Raw genomic sequence first — 24,097 nt, 5'->3', positions numbered from 1 at the left:
GGTCAGTCCTCCTGGGATTCGGGGGTGGTTGCGGGGGTGGTTTCGGTGGTGGCTTCGGCGATCGCGGCGGCGAGGACCGGGCCGATCTGGGCCAGCGAACCGGCCTGGGTCATCTGGTCGTGGCGGGTGGTGATCTCGTGGGATGCGATGCGGCCCGCGATGTACGGGCGCCAGAGCTGTGGTCCGGCGTCGTCGTCGCCCCGGTCGATCGTGGAGTTGAACAGCAGGAGGTCGCCGTCGTGGACGCCGGGGACGAAGTCGACCGCCAGCCGGGAGTTGTTGATCATGATCTGGACGATGACCTCGACCTGCCGTTCGTTCAGCCCTGCCAGGGCGCTGCCGCGCCGGTTGAGGACTTCGGCGACCTCGGCGTAGGTGATGTCCCGGTCGTCCAGTTCGTCGGGGTCGACGTCGAGGACGCCGACGAGCACGTCCCGCACGGTGGGCACCGGCTCCTCCTCGAACCGAACGTCGTTGACCGGGTAGGCGTCGAGGATGGCCAGCAGGGCGGTGCGTTCGCCGCGCGCCCGGAGTTCGCAGGCGACGGCGTGGGCAATGAGTCCGCCGGCGGACCAGCCGAGGAGCAGGTAGGGGCCGTGCGGCTGGACCCGCTGGATGTGGTCGGCGTAGTCGGCGGCCATCTCCTCGTAGGAGGCGGGCAGCGGTTCGGGCCGGCCGAGGCCGCGCGCCTGGAGCGCGTAGACGGGGTGCTGCGGGCCGATGTGGTTGAGCAGTCCGCTGTACGACCAGCTGATGCCGCCGCCGGGGTGGACGCAGAACAGGGGGGTCGCCGTCCCGGTCGCGCGCAGCGGCAGCAGGACGTCCAGGGCGTTGTCCGGGTCGTTCATGGCGAGGCGTTCGGTGAGTCCGGCCACGGTCGGCGCCTCGAACAGCAGGCGCAGCCCCAGTTCGAGGCCGAGGGTTTCGCGGACCCGTGAGGCGAGCCGGGCGGCGAGCAGCGAGTGGCCGCCGAGATCGAAGAAGTTGTCGTCGATGCCGACACGTTCGCGGCCCAGGACCTCCGCGAACAGACCGCACAGCAGTTGCTCCTGCGGGGTCCGGGGGCCGCGTCCGGTGTCGGATTCCCGGTAGTCGGGGGCGGGCAGGGCGGCCCGGTCCAGCTTGCCGTTGGCGGTCAGCGGCAGGGCGTCCACGGTGACGAAGGCGGCCGGGACCATGTAGTCGGGCAGTTCGCGGCGCAGCCGGCCGGTCAGCTCGGCGGTCTCGGGCGCGGCGCCGGGCGCGGGCACCAGGTAGGCGACGAGCCGCTTGTCGCCGGGCCGGTCCTCGCGAGCGACCACGGCCGCCTGGGCGACGCCGGGGCAGTCCGCGAGGACGGCCTCGATCTCGCCGGGCTCGATGCGCTGTCCGCGCAGTTTGACCTGGTGGTCGGCGCGGCCGGCGAACTCCAGGGTGCCGTCGGGCAGCCACCAGGCGAGGTCTCCGGTGCGGTACATGCGGCTTCCGGCCGGTCCGTACGGGTCGGCGGTGAAGCGTTCGGCGGTCAGTCCGGGGCGGCCGAGGTAGCCGCGGGCCACGCCGGTCCCGGCGAGGTACAGCTCGCCGACGAGGCCGGCGGGCAGCGGGCGCAGCCGGTCGTCGAGCACATAGGCGCGCATGTTGGCCATGGGTGCGCCGATGGGCACGGTCGCGGCGTGTTCGGGGAGTTCGCGCACGGCGTGGCGGGTGGCCAGGGTGGTGGCCTCGGTGGGTCCGTAGCCGTTGACGACCTCGATGCCGGGGCAGGCGGCGAGGACGCGGGCCGCGGCGGCCGGGGAGACGACGTCGCCGCCGGTCCACACCTCGCGCACGCCGGTGAGCAGTTCCGGGCGTTCCTCCGCGACGAGCCGGAACAGCCCGGCGGTCAGCCAGAGTCCGGTGACCCCGTGGGTGGCGATGGTGTGCTGGAGGAGGTCGAGGTCGAGCCGTTCGGGCGGTGCGACGACGATGCGGCCGCCGTTGAGCAGCGGTACCCACAGTTCGTACGTGGAAAGGTCGAAGGCGGTCGGCGAGTGCATCAGCACCCGTTCGTGTCCGCCGCCGCGCCACTCGGGGGTGCGGGCGAGGCCGACGACGTCCCGGTGGGTGACGGCGACGCCCTTGGGGCGCCCGGTCGAGCCGGAGGTGTACATGATGTACGCCAGCTGACGGGCGTCGCACGGGACGCGCACGGGGTCCGGGTCGCGGTCCACCGTTGCGAGCAGTGCGGTGAGCACCTCGGGGGTGAGGAGCAGCGGGGCACCGCTCTCCCGCAGGATGAGGTCGATGCGGGAGGCGGGGAAGCGGGGGTCGAGCGGTACGTAGACGCCGCCGGCCTTGAGGACGGCCAGGATCGTCACGACGAGGTCGGCAGACCGGTCCAGCATGACGGCGACCGGGGTCTCCGGCCGTACGCCCTGGCGGATCAGTGCCCCGGCCAGCCGGTCGGACCGGCGGTCGAGTTCGGCGTAGGTCAGTTCGGTGCCGTCCGCGACGACCGCGACCGCGTCCGGGGTGGCGCGCGTCTGGCGGGCGAAGAGCGCGGGCACCGCGTCCTCGGGCAGTTGGGCGGCGGGCCCGTTGAATGCGTGCAGCAGTTGCCGGCGTTCGGTGTCGGACAGGATGTCGATGCGGCTGATCGGCAGGTCCGGGTCGGTGACCGCCGCCCGCAGCAGCCGGGCCCAGCGCTCGAAGAGCAGCTCCACGGTGGCGGCGTCGAAGAGGTCGGTGGCGTACTCGACCGCGCCGACGAGTCCGGCGGCGGCGCCGTCCGGGCCGAACCGCTCGGCCAGGCTGAACGTCAGGTCGACGCGTGCGGTGCCGGTGGGCGCCTCCAGGTGGCCGGTGCGCAGGCCGGGCAGGGTGAAGTCGCCGAGGGGCGCGTTCTGCAGGGCGAGCATGATCTGGAACAGCGGGTGGTGGGCGAGCGAGCGCACCGGGTTGGCCACCTCGACCAGGTACTCGAACGGCACGTCCTGGTGGTCGTAGGCGCTCAGGGCCTTCTGCCGGACCCGGCCGAGGAGTTCGCCGAAGGCGGGGTCGCCGCCGGTGTCGGTGCGCAGGACGAGGGTGTTGACGAAGAAGCCGACGAGTTCGTCCAGTGCCTGGTCGGTCCGGCCGGCGATGGGGCTGCCGATCGGGATGTCCGTTCCGGCGCCGAGCCGGGTGAGCAGGGCGGCGAGGCCGGCCTGCAGCACCATGAACATGCTGGCGCCGCGTTCGGTGGCCAGTTCGCGCAGGGCCCGGTGCAGTTCGGCGTCCAGGGCGACGACGACGCGGTCGCCCCGCTGGGAGGCCACCGGCGGCCGGGGCCGGTCGGCGGGGAGCTGGAGCTGCTGCGGGAGGTCGGCCAGTTCCGCCTTCCAGTAGGCGAGCTGACGGGCGAACAGGCTGTCCGGGTCGGCGGTGTCGCCGAGGAGGTCGCGCTGCCAGCGGGTGTAGTCGGCGTACTGGACGGGCAGCGGGGACCAGCGGGGTGCCTCGCCCCGGCAGCGTGCCGCGTAGGCGGTGGCGAGGTCGGCGGAGAGCGGCCCCATGGACCAGCCGTCGGCGGCGATGTGGTGGACGACGATCAGCAGGACGTGCCGGTCGGGGGCGAGGGCGTACAGCTCGGCGCGGACGGGCGGCTGCGCCGCGAGGTCGAAACCGCGCTGTGCGGTCCCGGCGAGCCGGGCGGCGAGCGTGCTGTCGTCGACGGCGGTCACGGGCAGCTCCGGGCGGGCCTCCTCGGCGCTCAGCACCACTTGGTACGGGTCGCCGTCGATCTCCCGGAAGACGGTCCGCAGGCTTTCGTGGCGGGCGATCACGTCGGCGAGCGCGGCGTGCAGGGCCGGCCGGTCGAGAGCGCCGTCCAAGCCGAGCGCGAGCGGCATGTTGTACGTGGCGCCGGGGCCGTCCATCCGGTGCAGGAACCAGAGCCGGCGCTGCGCGAAGGACAGCTCGACCCGCTCGGGGCGGGGCAGCGCGGTCAGGGCGGGCCTGGCCGCTCCGGCGCCGTCCAGACGGGCGGCGAGGCCGGCCGCGGTGGGGGTCTCGAACAGGGCCCGGACCTCCAGCTCCGCGCCGAGCACGGCGCGGACCCGTGAGGCGAGGCGGGTGGCGAGCAGCGAGTGGCCGCCGAGGTCGAAGAAGTCGTCGTCCACGCCGACCCGGGCGAGCCCGAGGACTTCCGCGAACAGTTCCGCGAGGAGCTGCTCCTGCGGGGTGCGCGGAGCCCGTCCGGCCAAGGCGGGGCCGAGGTCGGGGTCGGGCAGGGCGCGGCGGTCCAGCTTGCCGTTGGCGGTGAGCGGCAGTGCGTCCAGGACCACGAACGCGGAGGGGACCAGATAGTCGGGGAGCCGGCCGCGCAGCCAGTCGCGGAGTTCGCCGAGGAGTGCTCCGGTGCCGCGGTTGCCGGTCGGGCGGTTGGTCAGCGCGGCCAGGGTCCGCCCGGCGGTCCCGGCCGGCCGGTAGGCGGCGGCCGGGGCGGCGCCGGTGGCCCGGGGTGCGGCGAGGACGACGTCCACGGCGTCGGCGGCGGTCGCGGACCAGGTGACGGTCACGGTGCGGCCGTACTCCTGCCCGAGGGTGTGGAAGTCCTCCGGGTCGGGAAGGCCGTGGTCGTCCTCGGGGGCGTGGAGCCGCCGCAGCAGCTCGCCCGGGTCTGCCTCCCCGTCCTGTACCGCGCGGGCCAGGGCGGCTTCCCGTACGACGCGGCGGTTGGGTACGCCGGTGATCCGCAGTACCTCGGGCGGCTGCCCGTCGAGCAGGGCGCGCAGCCTGTCCGGCCCGTCGATCTGCCGTCCCCAGGCGAGTTCGACGGCCGTGTCCGGGGTCTCCGGTGCGGCCGGCGTCTTGCGCAGGGTCACGTCGTAGCGGTAGCGGGTGAGTTCGTTGTGGTGGCGGCCGCGCTTGACCTCCACGGCCACCAGGCCGATGTCGGGTGTGCGCTCGCCGAGGACGGCGAAGAAGTCCGGGTCGACCAGGAGTTCCTTCTCCACCCTGACGGCCTGTTCCACCGCACGGCGGACGGCCGCGAGGTCGGTGCCGTGCGAGGTGGCGTCCGAAGTGGCGTCCGAAGTGCCGTCCGAGGTGCGGTGCAGTTGGACGGCGGTGGTGAACGGGCGCAGCAGCCGCAGGTTGCGGACGTCTCCGATGAAGAGGGCGCCGCCGGGTGCGAGGAGTCCCATCAGCTTGCCGATGACGTCGGCGAGGTAGTCGGGGGACGGGAAGTACTGCACGACCGAGTTGATGACGATGGTGTCGAACTCTCCGGCGGGCAGTCCGGCGGTGTCGTGGGCGGGGCGGGTCTGGAGGGTGACGCGGCCGGCCAGCCGTTCCTGGCGCGCGACCTGTGCGGTGAGCGCGTCGATCGCGGTGGCGGAGAAGTCGGTCGCCCAGTAGTGCGCGCAGTGGGGTGCGATCTGCGAGAGCAGCAGCCCGGTGCCGACGCCGACCTCCAGGACCCGGCGGGGGCGCAGGGCGAGGATGCGTTCCACGGTGGCGTCGCGCCACTCCCGCATCTGTTCGACGGGGATCGGCCGGGTGTCGTAACTGCTGTTCCAGCCGACGAAGTTGTGCCCGAAGGCGGCTTCCTCGGGGGCGATCGGCAGGGCGTCGTAGATGTCCTGCCACTCTCCGACGTGGTCGGCTTCGAGCCCGCTGTCGCGTGCGGTGTCCCGGTGGGGCACGACATAGCCGACCAGCCGGTCGTCCCGGCCCAGTACGGCGGCCCGGTCGACGGCGGGGTGTTCGGCGAGCGCGGCCTCGATCTCGCCGGGTTCGACGCGGAAGCCACGCACCTTCACCTGGTCGTCGGCGCGCCCGGTGTACTCCAGTTGGCCGTCTCCCCGGCGGCGGACGAGGTCGCCGGTGCGGTACATGCGCTCACCGGTGGCGAACGGGCAGGCGACGAACCTGCCCGCCGTCAGGCCGGGCCGGTCGAGGTAGCCGCGTGCGAGTCCGGCGCCCGCGACGTACAGCTCGCCGGTGACGCCGGGCGGGACGGGGCGCAGCCGGTCGTCGAGCACGTAGACGCGGGCGTTGGCGATGGGCCGGCCGATCGGCGGTGCGCCCGCGTCCGGGGCGAGCGGGTCGCTCATGGTGGCGCACACGGTGGTCTCGGTGGGGCCGTACGCGTTGATCATGCGGCGTCCGGGCGCCCAGCGTTCCACCAGCTCCGGCGGGCACGCCTCGCCGGCGACGACGAGCGTCGAGGCGGTCACGGCTCCGTCCGGCACGGCGGCGAGCACGGACGGCGGAACGGTCGCGTGGGTGATGCCGAGGGCGGGGTCGGTGAGCGCGGCGAGCGGTCCGGCCTCGGTGGGCAGGACGAGGGCGGCGCCCCGCAGCAGGGCCGTGCAGATCTCGGACACCGAGGCGTCGAAACTGGGCGAGGCGAACTGGAGGACCCGGCTGTCGCTCTCGATCGCGAACCGCTCGATCTGACCGGCGACGAGGCTGGCGAGACCGCCGTGTCCGACGACGACGCCCTTGGGGCGGCCGGTGGAGCCGGAGGTGTAGATCACGTACGCGGGGTTGCGGACATCGAGCGCGACCTGCGGATCACTCTCCGGCCAGTCGCCCTCCCCCACCTGCGCCGGATCGTCGACGACCAGCGCCGGGCGGGCGTCGTCCAGCATGTACGCGATGCGCGCCTTCGGATACGCCGGATCGACCGGCAGATACGCCGCACCCGCCTTCAGCACACCCAGCACCGCCACCACCGACTCCACCGAACGCGGCAGCGCCACCGCCACCACCTGCTCAGGACCCACACCCCGCGCGATCAACGCATGCGCGAAGCGATTGGCACGGGCGTCGAGCCGGCGGTACGTGAGGGTCGTTCCGCCGCAGACGAGTGCGACGGCGTCCGGGGTGGCGGCGGCCTGGGCGGCGAAGGCCCTCGGCAGCGGCAGGGCGCCCACGTCGCGGGCGGTCGCGTTGTCCCCGTCGAGCATCCGGTGCCGCTCGTCGGCGTCCAGCAGGTCGATGGCGCCGATGTGCTGCTCCGGGTCGGCGGTGACGGCCTCCAGGAGGTGCGTCCAGCGCCGGACCAGGGCCTCGACCGTCGAGCGGTCGAACAGGGCGGTGGCGTACTCGACGGCGCCGACGATGCCGGCCGGGGCCCCGTCCGGGCCGAACCGCTCGACCATGCTCACGCCGAGGTCGAACTTGGCGGTCCCGGTCGCGACCGCGTAGGTGCTGACGTCGAGTCCGGGCAGCGAGAACCGGCCCGTGGGGGCGTTCTGCACGGCGAGGACGGTCTGGAAGAGGGGGTGGTGGGAGAGTGACCGCGACGGGTTCAGCGCCTCCACCAGGTGCTCGAACGGCACGTCCTGATGCGCGTACGCCGACAGCGCCGTCTCCCGCACCCGGCCCAGCAACTCCGAGAAACTCGGATCACCACTCGTATCCGTACGCAACACCAGCGTATTGACGAAGAACCCGACCAGATCGTCCAGCGCCTCATCCGTACGACCCGCGATCGGACTCCCGATCGCCACATCCGTACCCGCACCCAACCGCGTGTACAACGCCGCCAACCCCGCCTGCAACACCATGAACAGACTGGTGCCGGTGGAGCGGGCCAGCCTGGACAGGGCGGTGTGCAGGGCGGGGTCGAGTTCCAGGCCGATGTGGTCGCCCTGCCGGCCGGCGACGGCCGGGCGCGGCCGGTCGGTGGGGAGCCGGAGGAGTTCGGGGAGGCCGGTGAGCTGCCGCTTCCAGTAGTCGAGCTGTTCGGCGAAGCGGCTGTCCGGGTCGTCCGGGTCGCCGAGGAGTTCGCGCTGCCACAGGGTGTAGTCGGCGTACTGCACGCGGAGGGCGGGCCGGTCGGCCGGGCGGCCGGTGCAGCGGGCGGCGTACGCCTCGGCGAGGTCGCGGGCGAGGGGCCCGGTGGACCAGCCGTCGGCAGCGATGTGGTGCATGACCAGCAGCAGGACGTGTTCGTCGGGCGCGATCTCGAAGAGGTGCGCGCGCAGCGGGGGTTCTGCCGCCAGGTCGAAGGGCTGCCGGGCGGACTCGGCCAGCCGCTGCGGCAGTTCGGCGCGGGAGGTGCGGCACGTCCGGGCCCGCAGGTGGACCTCGGCCGGTTCGAGCACGCGCTGGCAGGGTACGCCGTCGATCTCCGGGAACACCGTGCGCAGCGATTCGTGCCGGGTCGTCACATCCGCGAGTGCCCGGTCGAGGGCGGCCCGGTCGAGTGTTCCGGTCAGCTCCAGGGCGAGCGGGATGTGATAGGTGGCGGCCTCGGCGTCCATGCGGTGCAGGAACCAGAGGCGGCGCTGCGCGAAGGACAGCGGCACCGCTTCGGGCCGCGGGAGCGCGGTCAGCGCCGGACGGACGCGGCCGGGCTCGGTCAGCGCCTTGGTCAGGCCCGCCACCGTGGGCGCCCGGAAGAGGGCGCGCAGCCCCAGCTCGGCGCCGAGCACGGTACGGACCCTGGCGACCAGCCGGGTGGCGAGCAGGGAGTGGCCGCCGAGGTCGAAGAAGTCGTCGTCGAGCGTGATCCGGGGGACGTCCAGCACCTCGGCGAACAGTTCGGCGAGGATCTGCTCCTGCGGGGTGCGCGGCGCGCGCCCGGTGCCGGCGGGTGCGGCCTCGGGGGCGGGCAGGGCGGCCCGGTCCAGCTTGCCGTTCGGGGTGAGCGGCAGGGCGTCCAGGACCATGAGGGCGGTCGGCACCAGGTAGTCCGGGAGCCGCTCGCGCAGATGGGCGGTCAGTTCGGCGGGGCGCACGGACCGGCCTGCCCGGACCGCCGCGTAGCCGATGAGCCGGTCCTCGGCGGCGAGGACGGCTGCCCGGGCGACGGCGGGGTGTTCGGCGAGCGCGGCCTCGATCTCGCCGGGTTCGACGCGGAAGCCGCGCACCTTGACCTGCTGGTCGGCGCGGCCCGCGTACTCCAGCTCGCCGTCCGGGCGGCGCCGCACCAGGTCGCCGGTGCGGTACATGCGCGTACCTGCGGGCCCGAACGGGCAGGCGACGAAGCGGCCCGCCGTCGGGCCGGGCCGGTTGAGGTAGCCGCGTGCCAGGCCGGGCCCGGCCACGTACAGCTCGCCGGTGACGCCCGGTGGGACGAGGCGCAGCCGGTCGTCCAGGGCGTACACCCGGAAGTCCGCGACCGGCCGGCCGATCGGCGGTACGCCGGTGCCGGGGGCGAGCGGGTCGCTCATGGTGGCGCACACGGTGGTCTCGGTGGGCCCGTAGGCGTTGATCATGCGGCGTCCGGGCGCCCAGCGTTCCACCAGCTCCGGCGGGCACGCCTCGCCGGCGACGACGAGGGTGGTGGCGGTGAGGGCGGTGCCGTCGAGGGCGGCCAGGGCGGAGGGCGGCAGGGTCACATGGGTGACGGGGACGCGGTCGTCGGTGAGGGCTTCCAGGGGGGCTTCGGCGGGGGCGAGGACGAGGGCGGCGCCGGTGAGCAGGGCGCCGGTCAGGTCCCAGAAGGACGCGTCGAAGCTGGGCGAGGCGAACTGGAGCACCCGGCTCCCCGGTCCAGCGCCGAGCCGGTCGGCCTGCGTCGCCGCCAGCCGGGACACGCCGGCGTGGCTCACGACGACGCCCTTGGGGCGGCCGGTGGAGCCGGAGGTGTAGATCACGTACGCGGGGTTGCGGACATCGAGCGCGACCTGCGGATCACTCTCCGGCCAGTCGCCCTCGCTCACCTGCGCCGGGTCGTCGACGACCAGCGCCGGGCGGGCGTCTTCGAGCATGTACGCGATGCGCGCCTTCGGATACGAAGGATCGACCGGCAGATACGCCGCACCCGCCTTCAGCACACCCAGCACCGCGACCACCGACTCCACCGAACGCGGCAGCGCGACCGCCACCACCTGCTCAGGCCCCACACCCCGCGCGATCAACGCATGCGCGAAACGGTTGGCGCGGGCGTCGAGCCGGGCGTAGGTCAGCTCGGTGCCGGCGTGGACCAGGGCGACCGCGTCGGGGGTCCGGGCGACGCGGGCCGCGAACAGCTCGGGCAGGGTCGCTCCGGCCGGGTCCTCCGCCACCGCGGGCAGCAGTTCGGCGCGTTCGCGGGCGGAGAGGAGGTCGATGGCGCCGATCGGCCGGTCGGGTGCGGCGGCGGCCGCGGCCAGCAGCCTGGTCCAGCGGGCGGCCAGCGCCTCGACCGTCGCGCGGTCGAAGAGGTCGGTGCTGTACTCGATGGCGCCGCTGAGCCCGGCGGGGGCGCCGTCCGGCCCGAATTCCTCCGCCATGCCGAAGGTGAGGTCGAGGCGGGCGGTGCCGGTGAGCACGGCCATGCCGGAGACCTGGAGGCCGGGGAGCGCGAAGCCTCCGCCCGGTGCGTTCTGGACCACCAGTCCGGTCTGGAAGAGGGGGTGGTGGGACAGCGACCGCGACGGGTTCAGCGCCTCCACCAGGTGCTCGAAGGGGACGTCCTGATGGGCGTACGCCGACAGCGCCGTCTCCCGCACCCGCCCCAGCAACTCCGAGAAACTCGGATCACCACTCGTATCCGTACGCAGCACCAGCGTATTGACGAAGAACCCGACCAGATCGTCCAGCGCCTCATCCGTACGACCCGCGATCGGACTCCCGATCGCCACATCCGTACCCGCACCCAACCGCGTGTACAACGCCGCCAACCCCGCCTGCAACACCATGAAGAGGGTCGCGCCGGATCGCCGGGCCAGCTCGGTGAGCGAGGCGTGCAGGTCGGCGCCGAGGCGGAGTTCCAGTACGTCGCCGCCGTAGGACATGACGGCGGGGCGCGGCCGGTCGGCGGGCAGACGCAGTTGTTCGGGCAGTCCGGCCAGAGTCTGCTTCCAGTGGGCGACCTGTCGGGCGAAGAGGCTGTCGGCGTCGTTCTCGTCGCCCAGGATCTCGTGCTGCCACAGGGTGTAGTCGGCGTAGGTCACCGGCAGCGGCGGCCATTGCGGGGCGGCGCCGCCCAGCCGGTGGGTGTAGGCGGCGGCCAGGTCGCGGGCGAGCGGGCCCATGGACCAGCCGTCCCCGACGATGTGGTGCATCACCAGCAGCAGGACGTGCTCGTCCGGTGCGACCGCGAACAGCTCGGCGCGCAGCGGGACCTCGCTGGTCAGGTCGAAGGCGCGGACCGCCGACTCGCGCAGCAGCGCGGGCACCTCGGCGCCGCCGGCCGCGCGTACCGTCAGCGGCACCCGGGCCTCGGTGCTGTCCAGCACGCGCTGGTGGGGGATGCCGCCCGTCTGCGGGAAGACGGTGCGCAGCGTCTCGTGCCGGGCGACCACGTCGGCGAGGGCGGCGCTCAGCGCGTCCCGGTCGAGTTCCCCGGAGAGCCGCAGGGCCAGCGGCATGTGGTAGGTGGCGCTGGGTGCTCCGAACTGCTGGAGGAACCAGAGCCGGCGCTGGGCGAAGGACAGCGGCAGCATTTCGCGGCGGGGCCGGGGCACGAGGGCCCGGCGTGCGGTGCCCGCGTCCTGGAGCCCGGCCGCGATGCCGGCGGGGGTGGGGCTGCGGAACAGGGCGCGCAGCTCCAGTTCGACGCCGAGGGTGGCCCGGACGCGTGAGACCAGCCGGGTGGCGAGCAGGGAGTGGCCGCCCAGTTCGAAGAAGTCGTCGTCGGCGCCGACGTGTCCGGTGCCGAGCACTTCGGCGAACAGTTCGCACAGGATCTGCTCCTGCGGGGTGCGCGGGGCCCGGCTCCCGCCGGCCGCCTCGGGCTCGGGCGCGGGCAGCGCCGCCCGGTCCAGCTTTCCGTTCGGGGTGAGCGGCAGGGCGTCGAGCAGGACGAAGGCGGACGGCACCATGTAGTCCGGCAGCCGCTCGCGCAGATGCGCGGCCAGCGCGGCGCCGTTCGTCGTGGTCGTCGCGACCGGGTCGGCGGGGACGACGTAGGCGACGAGCCGGTCCTCCCTGGCGATCACCGCGGCCCGGGCGACACCCTGGCGCGCGGTCAGCGCGGTCTCGATCTCGCCCGGCTCGACGCGGAAGCCGCGTACCTTGACCTGCTGGTCGACGCGGCCCGCGTACTCCAGCTCGCCGTCGGGGCGCAGGCGGACCAGGTCGCCGGTGCGGTACATGCGCGTACCTGCGGGCCCGTAGGGGTCGGCGACGAAGCGGGCGGCGGTGAGCCCCGGTCGGTTCAGGTAGCCGCGGGCGAGGCCCGCCCCGGCGAGGTACAGCTCGCCGAGCACTCCGGGGGCCACCGGGTTCAGGGCCGCGTCCAGCACATACGCCCGGCAGTTGGCGACGGGCCGGCCGATGGGCACGGGCAGCGGGCAGTCGGCGGGGTCGGCCTGGAGCGTGTAGGCGGTGATCACGTGTGTTTCGGCGGGCCCGTAGTGGTTGTGCAGGACCCGGCCGGGGCGGCGCTCCTGGAAGCGGCGGACGGCGCCGTTCAGCCGCATCGCCTCCCCGGCCTGGGCGACCAGCCGCAGCCGAGGCAGGTCGAGGCCGGCCTCGTCGGCGGCCTCGGCCAGCGCCTCGACGACCAGGTTCGGCGCGAACAGTTCCTCGACGCGGTGCCGGTCCAGCCAGCGGGCGAACAGTTCGGCGCTGCGGCGCTGTTCCTCGGTGGGCACCACCAGGGTCTTGCCGTACAGCAGCGCGGAGAGCACTTCCTGCACCGAGACGTCGAAGCTGATCGCGGTGAACTGCGCGGTGCGGGTGCCCGGTCCGCCGCCCACGGCCGTGTGGTGCCAGGTGAGCAGGTTCAGCAGGGCGGCCGCGGGCATGGTGACGGCCTTGGGGCGGCCGGTGGAGCCGGAGGTGTAGATGACGTACGCGGGATGGCGGCCGTCCACCGGGACGGCCGGGTCGTGCTCGGGGTGCGGGCCGGCCGGTTGGACGTCGGCGAGGTCGTCGAGGACGACGGCCGGGCGGGCGTCGTCCAGCATGTACGCGATGCGGGCGGCCGGGTAGTCCGGGTCGACCGGCAGATAGGCGGCGCCCGTCTTGAGGACCGCGAGGACGGCGGTCACCAGCTCGGCGGAGCGCGGCAGCCGCAGGGCGACGACCTGCTCCGGGCCGACGCCGCGCGCGATCAGCGCGTGGGCCAGCCGGTTGGCGCGCCGGTTCAGCTCGCGGTAGGTCAGCATGGTGTCCTCGAACACCACGGCCGGGGCCTGCGGCGTCTCCCGGACCCGCGCCTCGAACAGGGCGGGCAGGGTGGTGCCGGGGACCGGGGCGGCCGTGTCGTTGAGGGTGACGAGGATGTGGTGGCGTTCCTCGGCGGTGAGGACGTCGATGCGGCTCAGCGGGCGTTCCGGCTCGGCGACGGCCGATGTCAGCAGCCGCAGCCAGCGGGCGACCAGCCCCTCCACCGTGGCCCGGTCGAACAGGTCGGTGCTGTATTCGACGCGTCCCACGATGCCTTCGGCGCGGCCGCCGGGGCCGCCGCGCTCCAGGAGATGGAAGCCGAGGTCGAACATGGTCGTCGGCGCCGGCACCAGGACGGCGTCGGTGGCAAGGCCGCTGAGCGCGAACGCGGTGCCGGGGACGTTCTGGAGGGCGAGGAGCACCTGGAACAGCGGCTGGCGGGTGAGCGACCGGGACGGGTTCAGGGCCTCCACGACCTGGTCGAAGGGCAGGTCCTGGTGGGCGTAGGCGGCGAGCGCGGTCTCCCGGACGCGGCCCAGCAGTTCGACGAAGGTGGGGTCGCCGGAGGTGTCGGTGCGCAGGACCAGGGTGTTGACGAAGAAGCCGATGAGGTCGTCGAGGGCCTGGTCGGTGCGGCCGGCGATGAGGCTGCCGACCGGGATGTCGTCGCCCGCGCCGAGCTTGTGCAGCAGGGAGGCGAGGGCGGCCTGGAGCACCATGTAGACGCTGGCGCCGTGCTCCCGGCCGAGGCGGAGGAGTCCGGCGTGGAGTTCCGCGTCGAGTTCGACGGCGATCCGGCCGCCGGCGGAGGTCGGGACGGCGGGGCGGTGGCGGTCGGCGGGGAGCGGGATCTGCTCGGGCAGGCCGGCGAGCGCCCGCGTCCAGTGGGCCGTCTGGCGGGCGGCCGCGCTGTCCGGGTCGCCGGGGTCGCCGAGCAGGGCGTGCTGCCAGAGCGTGTAGTCGGCGTACTGCACGGGAAGAGGCGCCCACTGCGGCTCCTCGCCCCGGCGGCGGGCTTCGTAGGCGGTGGCGAGGTCGGTGGCCAGCGGGCCCAGCGACCAGCCGTCGCCGGCGATGTGGTGCATCACCAGGAGCAGGACGTGGTCGTCGGCGGCGAGCTCGAACAGGTGCGTGCGCAGCGGGGGTTCGGTGGCGAGGTCGAAGCCGTGCGCGGCGGCGTCCGCGAGCCGTTCCGGCAGGGTGGTTTCGTCGGCCGGGGTCACCGGCAGGGCCGGGTGTGCCTCCCCGGCGGCCAGCACCTGCTGGCGGGGGATGCCGTCCGCGGCCGGGAAGACGGTGCGCAAAGTTTCGTGCCGGTCCGTGAGGTCGCCGAGCGCGACGGTCAGGGCCGCCCGGTCGAGCGGTCCGGAGAGCCGCCAGGCGAGCGGCATGTTGTAGACCGGGTCGGCGCCCTCCAGCTGGCGCAGGAACCAGAGCCTGCGCTGCGCGGAGGACAGCGGCACGGTCGCGGGCCGCTCGGCGCGCTGGAGGGCGAGCCTGGCCCGGTCGGCGCCGCCGAGGCCGGCGGCCAGTCCGGCCACGGTCGGGGTGCGGAAGAGGGTGGGCAGGGCCAGCTCCACGCCGAGCGTCGCCCGGACGCGGGCGACCAGGCGGGTGGCGAGCAGGGAGTGGCCGCCGAGGTCGAAGAAGTCGTCGTCGAGCGTGACCTGCGGCAGGCCGAGGACTTCCGCGAACAGCCCGGCGAGCACCTGTTCCTGCGGGGTGTGCGGGGCGCGTCCGGCGGTCGTGGTGGCTGCGGGCTCCGGCAGGGCGCGCCGGTCGAGCTTGCCGTTCGGGGTGAGCGGCAGGGCGTCGAGCAGGACGAATGCCGAGGGCACCATGTACTCCGGCAGCCGCTCCCGGAGGTGGGTCCGGAGCGCTTCGGACTGGGGCTCCCGGCCGGTCGCGGGTTGCGGGTAGGCGACGATGCGGGGGCCTTGGCCCGGGTCCCGGCGGACGACGACGGCGGCCCGCGCGATGTCGGGGTGTTCGGTGAGGACGGCCTCGATCTCGCCGAGTTCGATACGGAAGCCGCGTACCTTCACCTGGTCGTCGGTGCGGCCCAGGAACTCCAGGTTCCCGTCGGCGTTCCAGCGGACCAGGTCACCCGTGCGGTACATCCGCGACCCCGCCGGCCCGAGCGGGTCCGCGACGAAACGACCGGCGGTCAGGCCCGGCCGGTTCCAGTAGCCGCGGACCAGGCCGGGACCCGCGACGTACAACTCGCCCGCCACACCGGCCGGGACGGGGCGCAGCGCACCGTCGAGCACATGGAGCCGGAAGCCGGCGAGGGGGCGGCCGATGACCTGGCGCGGGCTCGCGTCCAGGGATGCGACGACGCAGTCCACGGTGCATTCGGACGGCCCGTAGTAGTTGAGGGCGCGTACCCCTTCGGCGGCGCGCAGCCGCTCCCAGAGCCGGTCCGGGACGGGCTCGCCGCCCAGGGCGACGAACGAGGGCCGCCATCCGGGCTGGTCGAGCAGGCCGTGGTCGACGAGGACGTGCAGATAGGACGGGGTGCCGCCGATGGCGTCCAGCCCGACTCGCGTCGCATGGGCGAGGTAGGCGGCCGGGTCGGACCAGGTGGCCTCGTCCAGGACGTGCAGTTCATGGCCGGCGAACAGGGCGAACAGCTGGTCGCAGGAGGCGTCGAACGATACGGAGGTGGTCAGGCCGAGCCGCATCCGTTCCCCGGTCGGGGAGATCAGCGGGCGCTGGTTGGCGTAGTGGTTGACCACGGCGCCGTGGGTGGCGGTCACGCCCTTGGGCCTGCCGGTGGAGCCCGAGGTGTAGATGACGTACGCGGGGTGGTCCGGCTCGACCGTCACCTTCGGGTCGTCCGCCGCACAGCCCGCCACCAGGGCCACCGTCTCCGGCGCGTCGAGCACCAGCCGGTCGAAGGGCCCGTCCGGCAGGGCCGCCAGGACTCGGTTGCAGGTCACCGTCAGCACCGGGCGGGCGTCGTCGAGCAGATACGCGATCCGGGCCGCCGGATACTCCGGGTCCACCGGCACATACGCCGCCCCCGACTTCAGCACCGCCAGGATCGCCACCACCAACTCGGCCGACCTCGGCAGCGCCACCGCCACCAGCCGCTCCGGACCCGCCCCCCGCGCCATCAGCGCGTGCGCCAGCCGGTTCGACCGCGCGTCCAGCTCCGCATACGTCAGCGACGCGTCCGGCCCGACCAGCGCGAGGCTGTCCGGGGTCGCGCGGACCTGGGCCCGGAACAGCTCCGGCAGGCTGCCGGAGGGAGCCGCCACGACCGGGCCGGTGCCCAGGGCCGTCAGCTCGTCGTGCTCGTCCGAGGTGAGCAGGTCGATTCCGCCGAGCCGCAGCCGGGGATCGGCGACCACCGCGCGGAGCAGCCGCTCCCAGCGCGCGATCATCGTCTCGACGGTGGCCGGGTCGTAGAGGTCGTCGGCGTATTCGACGGAGCCGTCGATGCCCTGCGGGGTGCCGTCGTCCGCGTGCCGCTCGGACATCGTGAAGACGAGGTCGAGTTTGGCGGTGGTCGACGTCTGGGGCAGCTCCCGGACGCGCAGTCCGGGCGGCGCGAAGTCGGCTCGGGGCGTGTTCTGCAGGACGAGCATGATCTGGAAGAGCGGGTGGTGGGCCAGCGACCGGGCCGGGTTCAGCACCTCGACCAGGTATTCGAACGGCAGGTCCTGGTGGGCGTATCCGGCGAGGGCGGTGTCCCGGACCCGGTCCAGGAGTTCGGCGAAGGTGGGGTCGCCGGAGGTGTCGGTGCGGAACACCAGGGTGTTGACGAAGTAGCCGACGAGGTCGTCCTGCGCCTGGTCGGTGCGGCCGGCGACCGGGCTGCCGACCGGGATGTCGTCGCCGGCGCCGAGCTTGCCGAGCAGGGCGGCGAGCCCTGCCTGGAGGACCATGAACAGACTGGTGCCGTGGACGCGGGCCAGCTCGCGCAGCCCGCGGTGCAGTTCGGCGTCCAGGCCGGCGCGCACGGAGCCGCCCCGGTGCGAGGCGACGGCCGGGCGGGGCCGGTCGGTGGGCAGCTCGATGAGGTCGGGGAGCCCGGCCAGTTGCCGGGTCCAGTAGTCGGCCTGGCCGGCGAGCAGGCTGTCCCGGTCGGCGGAGTCGCCGAGCAGTTCGTGCTGCCACAGGGTGTAGTCGGCGTACTGGACGGGAAGCGGCGTCCACTGCGGCGCCTCGCCGCGCAGGCGGGCCGTGTAGGCGTCGGTCAGCTCTCGGGTGAGGGGGCCGAGCGACCAGCCGTCCCCGGCGATGTGGTGGAGGACCAGCTGGAAGACATGCTCGTCCGGGGCCAGTTCGAACAGTTCGATGCGCAGGGGTGCGTCCACAGCGAGGTCGAACCGCCGTTCCTTGGCCGCCGTCGTCCGGGCGGGCACTTCGGCTTCGGTGATGCGGGTCACGGACAGGCGCGGTGCGGCCGTCCCGGCGTCCAGGATCTGCTGGTGCGGGACGCCGTCCACGGCCGGGAAGACGGTGCGCAGGCTCTCGTGCCGGGCGACGACGTCGGCCGCGGCGGCCGCCAGCGCGGCCCGGTCCAGTGCGCCGGAGAGCCGCCAGGCCAGGGAGATGTGGTAGTTGGTGCCGGACGCCTCCAGCTGGTGCAGGAACCAGAGCCGGCGCTGCGCGAAGGAGAGCGGGATCAGCGCGGGGCGAGGGCGCGGGGCGAGGGCGGCCTGGGCGGGCCCGGCGGCCACCAGGGCGGCGGCGAGCGCGGCCGGGGTCGGCGCCTCGAACAGGGTGCGCAGCGGCATTTCGACGCCGAGCGTGGCACGGACGCGGGCGGCCAGCCGGGTGGCCAGCAGGGAGTGTCCGCCCAGGTCGAAGAAGCCGTCGTCGACCCCGGCCGCGGGCACCCCGAGGACTTCGGCGAACAGCGCGCACAGGATCTGTTCCCGCGCGGTGCGCGGGGCGCGGGACGCGGTCGCCGGGGCGAGGTCGGGGGCGGGCAGGGCCCGGTGGTCGAGCTTGCCGTTGACGGTCAGCGGCAGGGCGTCCAGCGTGACGAACGCCGAGGGCACCATGTGCTCCGGCAGCCGCTCGCGCAGGTGCTCCCGCAGTTCGGCGGGGTGCGGTGCGGCTCCGGCGGCCGGTACGAGGTAGGCGGCGAGGCGGGTGTCGTCGGCCCGGTCGCGGCGGGCCAGGACGGCGACCTGGGCGATGGCGGGGTGGGCGGCGAGGGTGGCCTCGATCTCGCCGAGTTCGATGCGGAAGCCGCGTACCTTGACCTGCTGGTCGGCCCGGCCGACGTAGCGCAGGCTGCCGTCGGCGGCCCGGCGGACCACGTCGCCGCTGCGGTACATGCGCGTACCGGCCGGTCCGAACGGGTCGGCGACGAACCGTCCGGCGGTCAGGCCGGGCCGGTTCAGGTAGCCGCGCGCGAGGCCGGGACCGGCCACGTACAGTTCGCCGGGCACGCCCGGAGCCACCGGCCGCAGACCGTCGTCCAGGACGTAGGCCCGCAGGTCCGGGAGCGGGGCGCCGATCCCGCCGGCGGCCGTGCCCCCGGGGTCGAGCGCGGCATGGGTGACGTGCACGGTGGTCTCGGTGATGCCGTACATGTTGACCAGGCGCGGCGCGTTTGCCGGGTGCCGTTCGTACCAGTCGGCCAGCCGGGCGTGTTCCAGCGCCTCGCCGCCGAAGACGACGGTGCGCAGGGCGAGCCGGCGGCCGGTCTCCGGGTCCTCGGCGTCGGCCCGCATCAGCTGGTAGAAGGCGGACGGCGTCTGGTTGAGCACCGTCACGCGTTCGCGGGCGAGGAGGTCGAGGAACCGGCCGGGCGAGCGGCTGGTGTCGTGGTCGACGACGACCAGGCGGCCGCCGTGCAGCAGCGGGCCCCACAGCTCCCAGACCGAGAAGTCGAAGGCGTAGGAGTGGAAGAGGGTCCACACGTCGTCGGCGCCGAAGGCGAACAGGGCGCGGGTGGTGTCGAAGAGGCGCACCACGTTGCGGTGCGGGACCACGACGCCCTTGGGGTTGCCGGTGGAGCCGGAGGTGTGGATGACGTAGGCGGCGTGGGCCGGGTCGATGGCGAGGTCCGGGTCGGTGTCCGGCAGTCCGGTCAGGTCGGCGGTGTCGAGCAGCAGCCGGTCCGGGCCGGCCGCGTCGAACCGTTCGCCGGCGTGACCGGTCGTCACGAGGAGCGCCGGTCGGGTGTCCCGGAGGAGGTAGTCGATGCGGGCGGCCGGGTAGGCCGGGTCCACCGGCACATAGGCGGCGCCGGCCTTGAGGACCGCGAGGACCGCGACAACGAGGTCCGCCGAGCGCGGCAGGGCGAGCGCCACCGGCTGCTCCGGCCGGACGCCCCGGCGGATGAGGGCGTGGGCCAGCCGGTTGGCGCGGGCGTTCAGTTCCGCGTACGTCAGTGAGGTCGCGCCGTCCGTGAGGGCGGTCGCGTCCGGGTCGGTACGGACCTGCCGTTCGAACAGGGTGGGCAGTGCGCTGCCCGGCTCGTTCTCCGGCCGGGCGGTGGCGGCCGGCAGCAGGGCCGCGAGTTCGTCGGCGGACAGCACGTCCACCTGGGTGATGCGGCGGTCGGGCGCGGCGGCGACCACGCGCAGCAGCCGCAGCCAGCGCTCGACGACGGCGACGACGGTGTCGGCGTCGAACAGGTCGGTGCTGTACTCCACCACGCCCGACAGGCCGTCCGCGCCGGGTTCTTCGGCGAGGACGAAGGTCAGGTCGCACTTGGCGGTCCCGGTGGGGGCCAGGTCGGACGTGACGCGCAGCCCCGGCAGGTCGAAGGCGCCGGACGGCTCGTTCCGCAGGGTGAGCATGGTCTGGAACAGCGGGTGGTGCGCGAGCGTCCTGGTCGGGTTGAGCGCCTCCACCAGGTGCTCGAACGGCACGTCCTGGTGGGCGTACGCGGCCAGCGCCTCGGAGCGCACCCGGCCCAGGAGTTCGGTGAACGTGGGATCGCCGGACAGGTCGGTGCGCAGGACCAGGGTGTTGACGAAGAAGCCGACCAGGTCGTCCAGGGCTTCGTCGGTGCGGCCCGCGACCGGGGTGCCGATCGGGACGTCGGTTCCGGCGCCGAGCTTGCCGAGCAGGGCGGCCAGTCCGGCCTGGAGCACCATGAAGAGGCTGGCTCCGCCGTCGCGGGCGAGGGTGCGCAGCCCCTGGTGCAGCTCGGCGTCGATGCGCACCGGCAGGCGGGCGCCCCGGTAGGACATGGCGGCGGGCCGCGGCCGGTCGAAGGGCAGCTCGATCTGGTCGGGCAGGCCGTCGAGGCGCTGGCGCCAGTAGGCGAGCTGGCCGCCGAGGAGGCTCTCCGGGTCGGTGCCGTCGCCCAGCAGTTCCCGTTGCCAGAGGGTGTAGTCGGCGTACTGGACGGGGAGGGGCGCCCACTCGGGCTTCGTGCCCTCGCCGCGGGCGGCGTAGGCGGTCGCCAGGTCGCGGGCGAGCGGTCCGGTGGACCAGCCGTCGCCGGCGATGTGGTGCACGGCCAGCAGCAGGACGTGCTCTTCGGGGTCGAGCCGGAAGAGTTCGGCGCGCAGGGGCGGCTCGTCGGACAGTTCGAAGCCCTGACGTGCCGCCTCGGCCAGCCGGTCGGGCAGTTCGTGCGCGGCGGTCTCGGTGATGCGGAGCCGGGGCCGTGCCGTCTCCGGGTCCAGCACCCGCTGGCAGGGGGCGCCGGCGACGGTGGGGAAGACCGTGCGCAGGCTCTCGTGCCGCTCGACGACGTCGGCGAGGGCGGCCTCCAGCGCGCGGGCGTCCAGGCTGCCGGACAGCCGCAGGGTCAGCGGGATGGTGTAGGTGGCGCTGGGGCCCTCCATCCGGTGCAGGAACCACAGCCGGCGCTGGGCGAAGGACAGCGGTACCGTTTCGGGCCGCTCCCGCCGTGCGAGTGCCGGGCGGGCCCGGCCCGCGATGTCGACCCTGGCGGCCAGACGCGTCACCGTGGGCGCGTCGAACAGGTCACGGAGGCGCAGTTCCACGCCGAGGACGGACCTGGCCCGTGCGATGAGCCGGGTGGCGAGCAGGGAGTGGCCGCCGAGGTCGAAGAAGCTGTCGTCGAGCCCGGCTCCGGTGACGCCGAGGACTTCGGCGAACAGCCCGGCGAGCTGGTGCTCGACGGCGGTACGGGGGGCGCGGCCGGGGACGGTGGCCCGGTGGTCGGGGGCGGGGAGGGCGCGCCGGTCGAGCTTGCTGTTCGGGGTGAGCGGCAGGGCGTCGAGGAGGACGAACGCCGAGGGCACCATGTACTCCGGCAGCCGTTCCCGCAGCCGGGTGCGGAGGGTGTCCGTGCCGATGGTCCGGCCCGTGGCGGGGACGACGTAGGCCACGAGGCGGGGATGCTCGTCGTCGGTGCGTACGGTGACGACGGTCCGCTCGACGTCGGGGTGCTCGGTGAGGACGGCCTCGATCTCGCCGAGTTCGATACGGAATCCGCGCACCTTCACCTGGTCGTCGGTGCGGCCCAGGAACTCCAGGTTCCCGTCCGCGTTCCAGCGGACCAGGTCACCCGTGCGGTACATCCGCGACCCCGCCGGCCCGAACGGGTCGGCGACGAAACGCCCGGCGGTCAGGCCCGGCCGGTTCCAGTAGCCACGGACCAGGCCGGGCCCCGCGACGTACAACTCGCCCGCCACACCGGCCGGGACGGGGCGCAGCGCGCCGTCGAGCACGTGGAGCCGGGCGTTGGTGACGGGCCGGCCGATGACCGGGCGGGGACTCGTCGCCACGGGGGCGGTGACGGCGTTGACGGTGCACTCGGAGGGGCCGTACAGGTTGACGCAGCTGGTCGTGGTCCCCTCGGCGGCCCGCAGCCGCTGCCACAGGGGCTCGGGGAGGGCTTCGCCGCCGGCCCCGATGAGGGCGGGGCGGCGCTCCGGGTCGCTCAGCAGCCCGTGGGCCACGAGGTCCTGGAGGTAGGAAGGGGTGGCCTCGACGTAGTCCAGCCTGTGCCGTGCCGCGTAGTGGACGAACGTTTCGGGGTCGGTCCAGGTGGCGTGGTCCAGGACGTGCAGTTCATGACCGGCGAACAGGGCCATGAGCTGGTTCCAGGAGGCGTCGAAGGACACCGAGGTGGTCAGCGCGACACGCAGCCGCTCACGCTTCTGATTCCCTTTCAGGTCCCGGTCCACGTCCAGGCCCCCGCCCAGGTCCCGGCCCCGGCCCCGGTCCCGGTCCCGGTCCCGGAGGAGCGGGGCGAACAGCGTCTGCCGGTGGTCGGTGAGCAGGTCGAACAGGCCGCCGTGGGTGGCGGTCACGCCCTTGGGCCTGCCGGTGGAGCCCGAGGTGTGGATGACGTACGCGGGATGGTTCGGCTCGACCGTCACCATGGGGTCGTCGGCCGGGCACGCTGCCAGCAGGGCCGCCGTCTCCGGCGCGTCCAGCACCAGCCGCCCGGCCGGGTCGCTGTCGGGCAGGCGTTCCGTACTGCGGGTGTCGGTGATCACCAGGGCCGGGCGGGCGTCGTCGAGCAGATACGCGATCCGGGCCGCCGGGTATTCCGGGTCCACCGGCACATACGCCGCCCCCGACTTCAACACCGCCAGGATCGCCACCACCAGCTCGGCCGACCTCGGCAGCGCCACCGCCACCAGCCGCTCCGGACCCGCCCCCCGCGCCATCAGCGCATGCGCCAGCCGGTTCGCCCGCGCGTCCAGCTCCGCATACGTCAGCGCGACGTCGCCGCAGACCAGGGCGTCGAGGCCGGGGGTCGTGCGCGCGTGCTCGCGGAACAGCTCCGGCAGGCTGCGGGCGGGAGCCGTCACGACCGGGCCGGTGCCCAGGGCCGTCAGCTCGTCGCGCTCCCGCGCCGTCAGCAGCTCGACCCGGCCCACGGCCTCGTCCGGGGCGAGGTCCGCGACGGTGTCGAGCAGGGCGAGCAGCCGCAGTTGGTGTGCGGCCAGGTCGTCGTCGCCGTAGGCGTCGGGGGCGCCGTGCAGCCGGAGGAGCGGAGGGTTGCCGTCGCGGTAGTCGAACAGCCAGAGCGCCATGTCGGTGGTCGAGCCCGACACGAAGTGGTGCACCGACGCCGGGTGGCCGGCGAAGCTCGGGCGGGCGTGGAAGGCCATGATGTTGACGATCAGCGGGAACGCCGTGCCGATGCCGCCCGATGCGCCGAGGTCGCGCAGAAGGTCCTCGCTGCGGTAGCGCTCGTGCGCGACGGCGGACTCGACCTCGCGGGCCGCCTGCGCGACGAGGTCGCCCCACACCATGTCCGGCCGTACGGTCAGCCTGAGCGGCACCACGTTGGACATCGTGCCGGGCACCGACATGAGATCGCGGTCCTGGCCCCTGCGGGCGGTGACGGGGAGGGCGAGCACCACGTCCTGGGCGCCGCTGATCCGGTGGGCGTAGAGGGCCGTCGCCGCGATCACGATCCGGGACCACCTGACACCGGCGCGCGCGGCTGCCGCCCGGAGGGCGTCGGGGCTGCGGAGCTCCCGCTCGCCGGCCACGCGCAGGGCCCGGTGCGGGTCGGTCACGGCGCTGTCGGTGAGCCGGGTGGGGGTGGGCAGGTCGGTGAAACGTTCGGTCCAGTAGGCGCGGTCGGCCGCGAAGCCGGCGGATGCGCGGTAGGCGGTGTCGCTGTCGACCAGGTCGCGCAGGGTGCCGAACGGTGACGGCGGCACCGTGCCGTCCTCGGCCAGGGCCGTGTAGACGTCGCCGACCCGCTGCCGTACCAGGGAGCTGCTGATCGCGTCCAGCACCACATGGTGGTAGTTGAAGTACCAGAGGAATTCCGTCGCGGACAGGCGGATCAGCGCATGGCCGAACAGCGGGTCGCGGGCAAGGTCCAGCGGTCGTGCGAGGTCCTTCCGCATCCATTCCATGGCCGCCGCCCGGGGGTCCGCCTCCGTCGTGAAGTCCGGATGCGCGGGCGCCCAGTCCCAGCTCGCGCGGAGGATCTGGCGCGGGCCCTCACCGTCGTCCTCGAAGGTCACGTGCAGGGCGTCGACTTCGTCGACCACCCGGCGCAGCGCGGCGTCGAAGAGTTCCGGATCGACCGGGCCGTGGATCTCCATGCACTCGCCGACGCGGTAACCGGAGATCGGCTCCGGGGAACTCTGCTCGGCGAGCCAGATCTCCCGTTGGGCCGCGGTCAGGGGAAGGGCGTCGCCGTCGCGACGGGACATGGGGGTACCTCCAGAGA

General features: G+C 74.1%; 1 protein-coding gene. It reads right to left on the bottom strand.

The window, feature by feature from the left end; all coding sequences use genetic code 11:
- Positions 1–2: 2 nt before the first annotated feature.
- Positions 3–24,080 (bottom strand): non-ribosomal peptide synthase/polyketide synthase, encoded by a 24,078-nt coding sequence (locus tag OG710_RS28380; protein WP_330241893.1) that lies wholly within the window; start codon positions 24,078–24,080, stop codon positions 3–5.
- Positions 24,081–24,097 lie beyond the last annotated feature (17 nt).

The sequence above is a fragment of the Streptomyces sp. NBC_00525 genome (assembly GCF_036346595.1).
Classification (GTDB): Bacteria; Actinomycetota; Actinomycetes; order Streptomycetales; family Streptomycetaceae; genus Streptomyces.
Note: the sequence above shows the minus strand (reverse complement) of the source record. Positions and strands in the feature narration are given on the sequence as shown.

Coding starts and splice junctions, on each gene's coding strand:
- OG710_RS28380 (WP_330241893.1), bottom strand. CDS start 24,080: ATGTCCCGTCGCGACGGCGACGCCCTTCCCCTGACCGCGGCCCAACGG.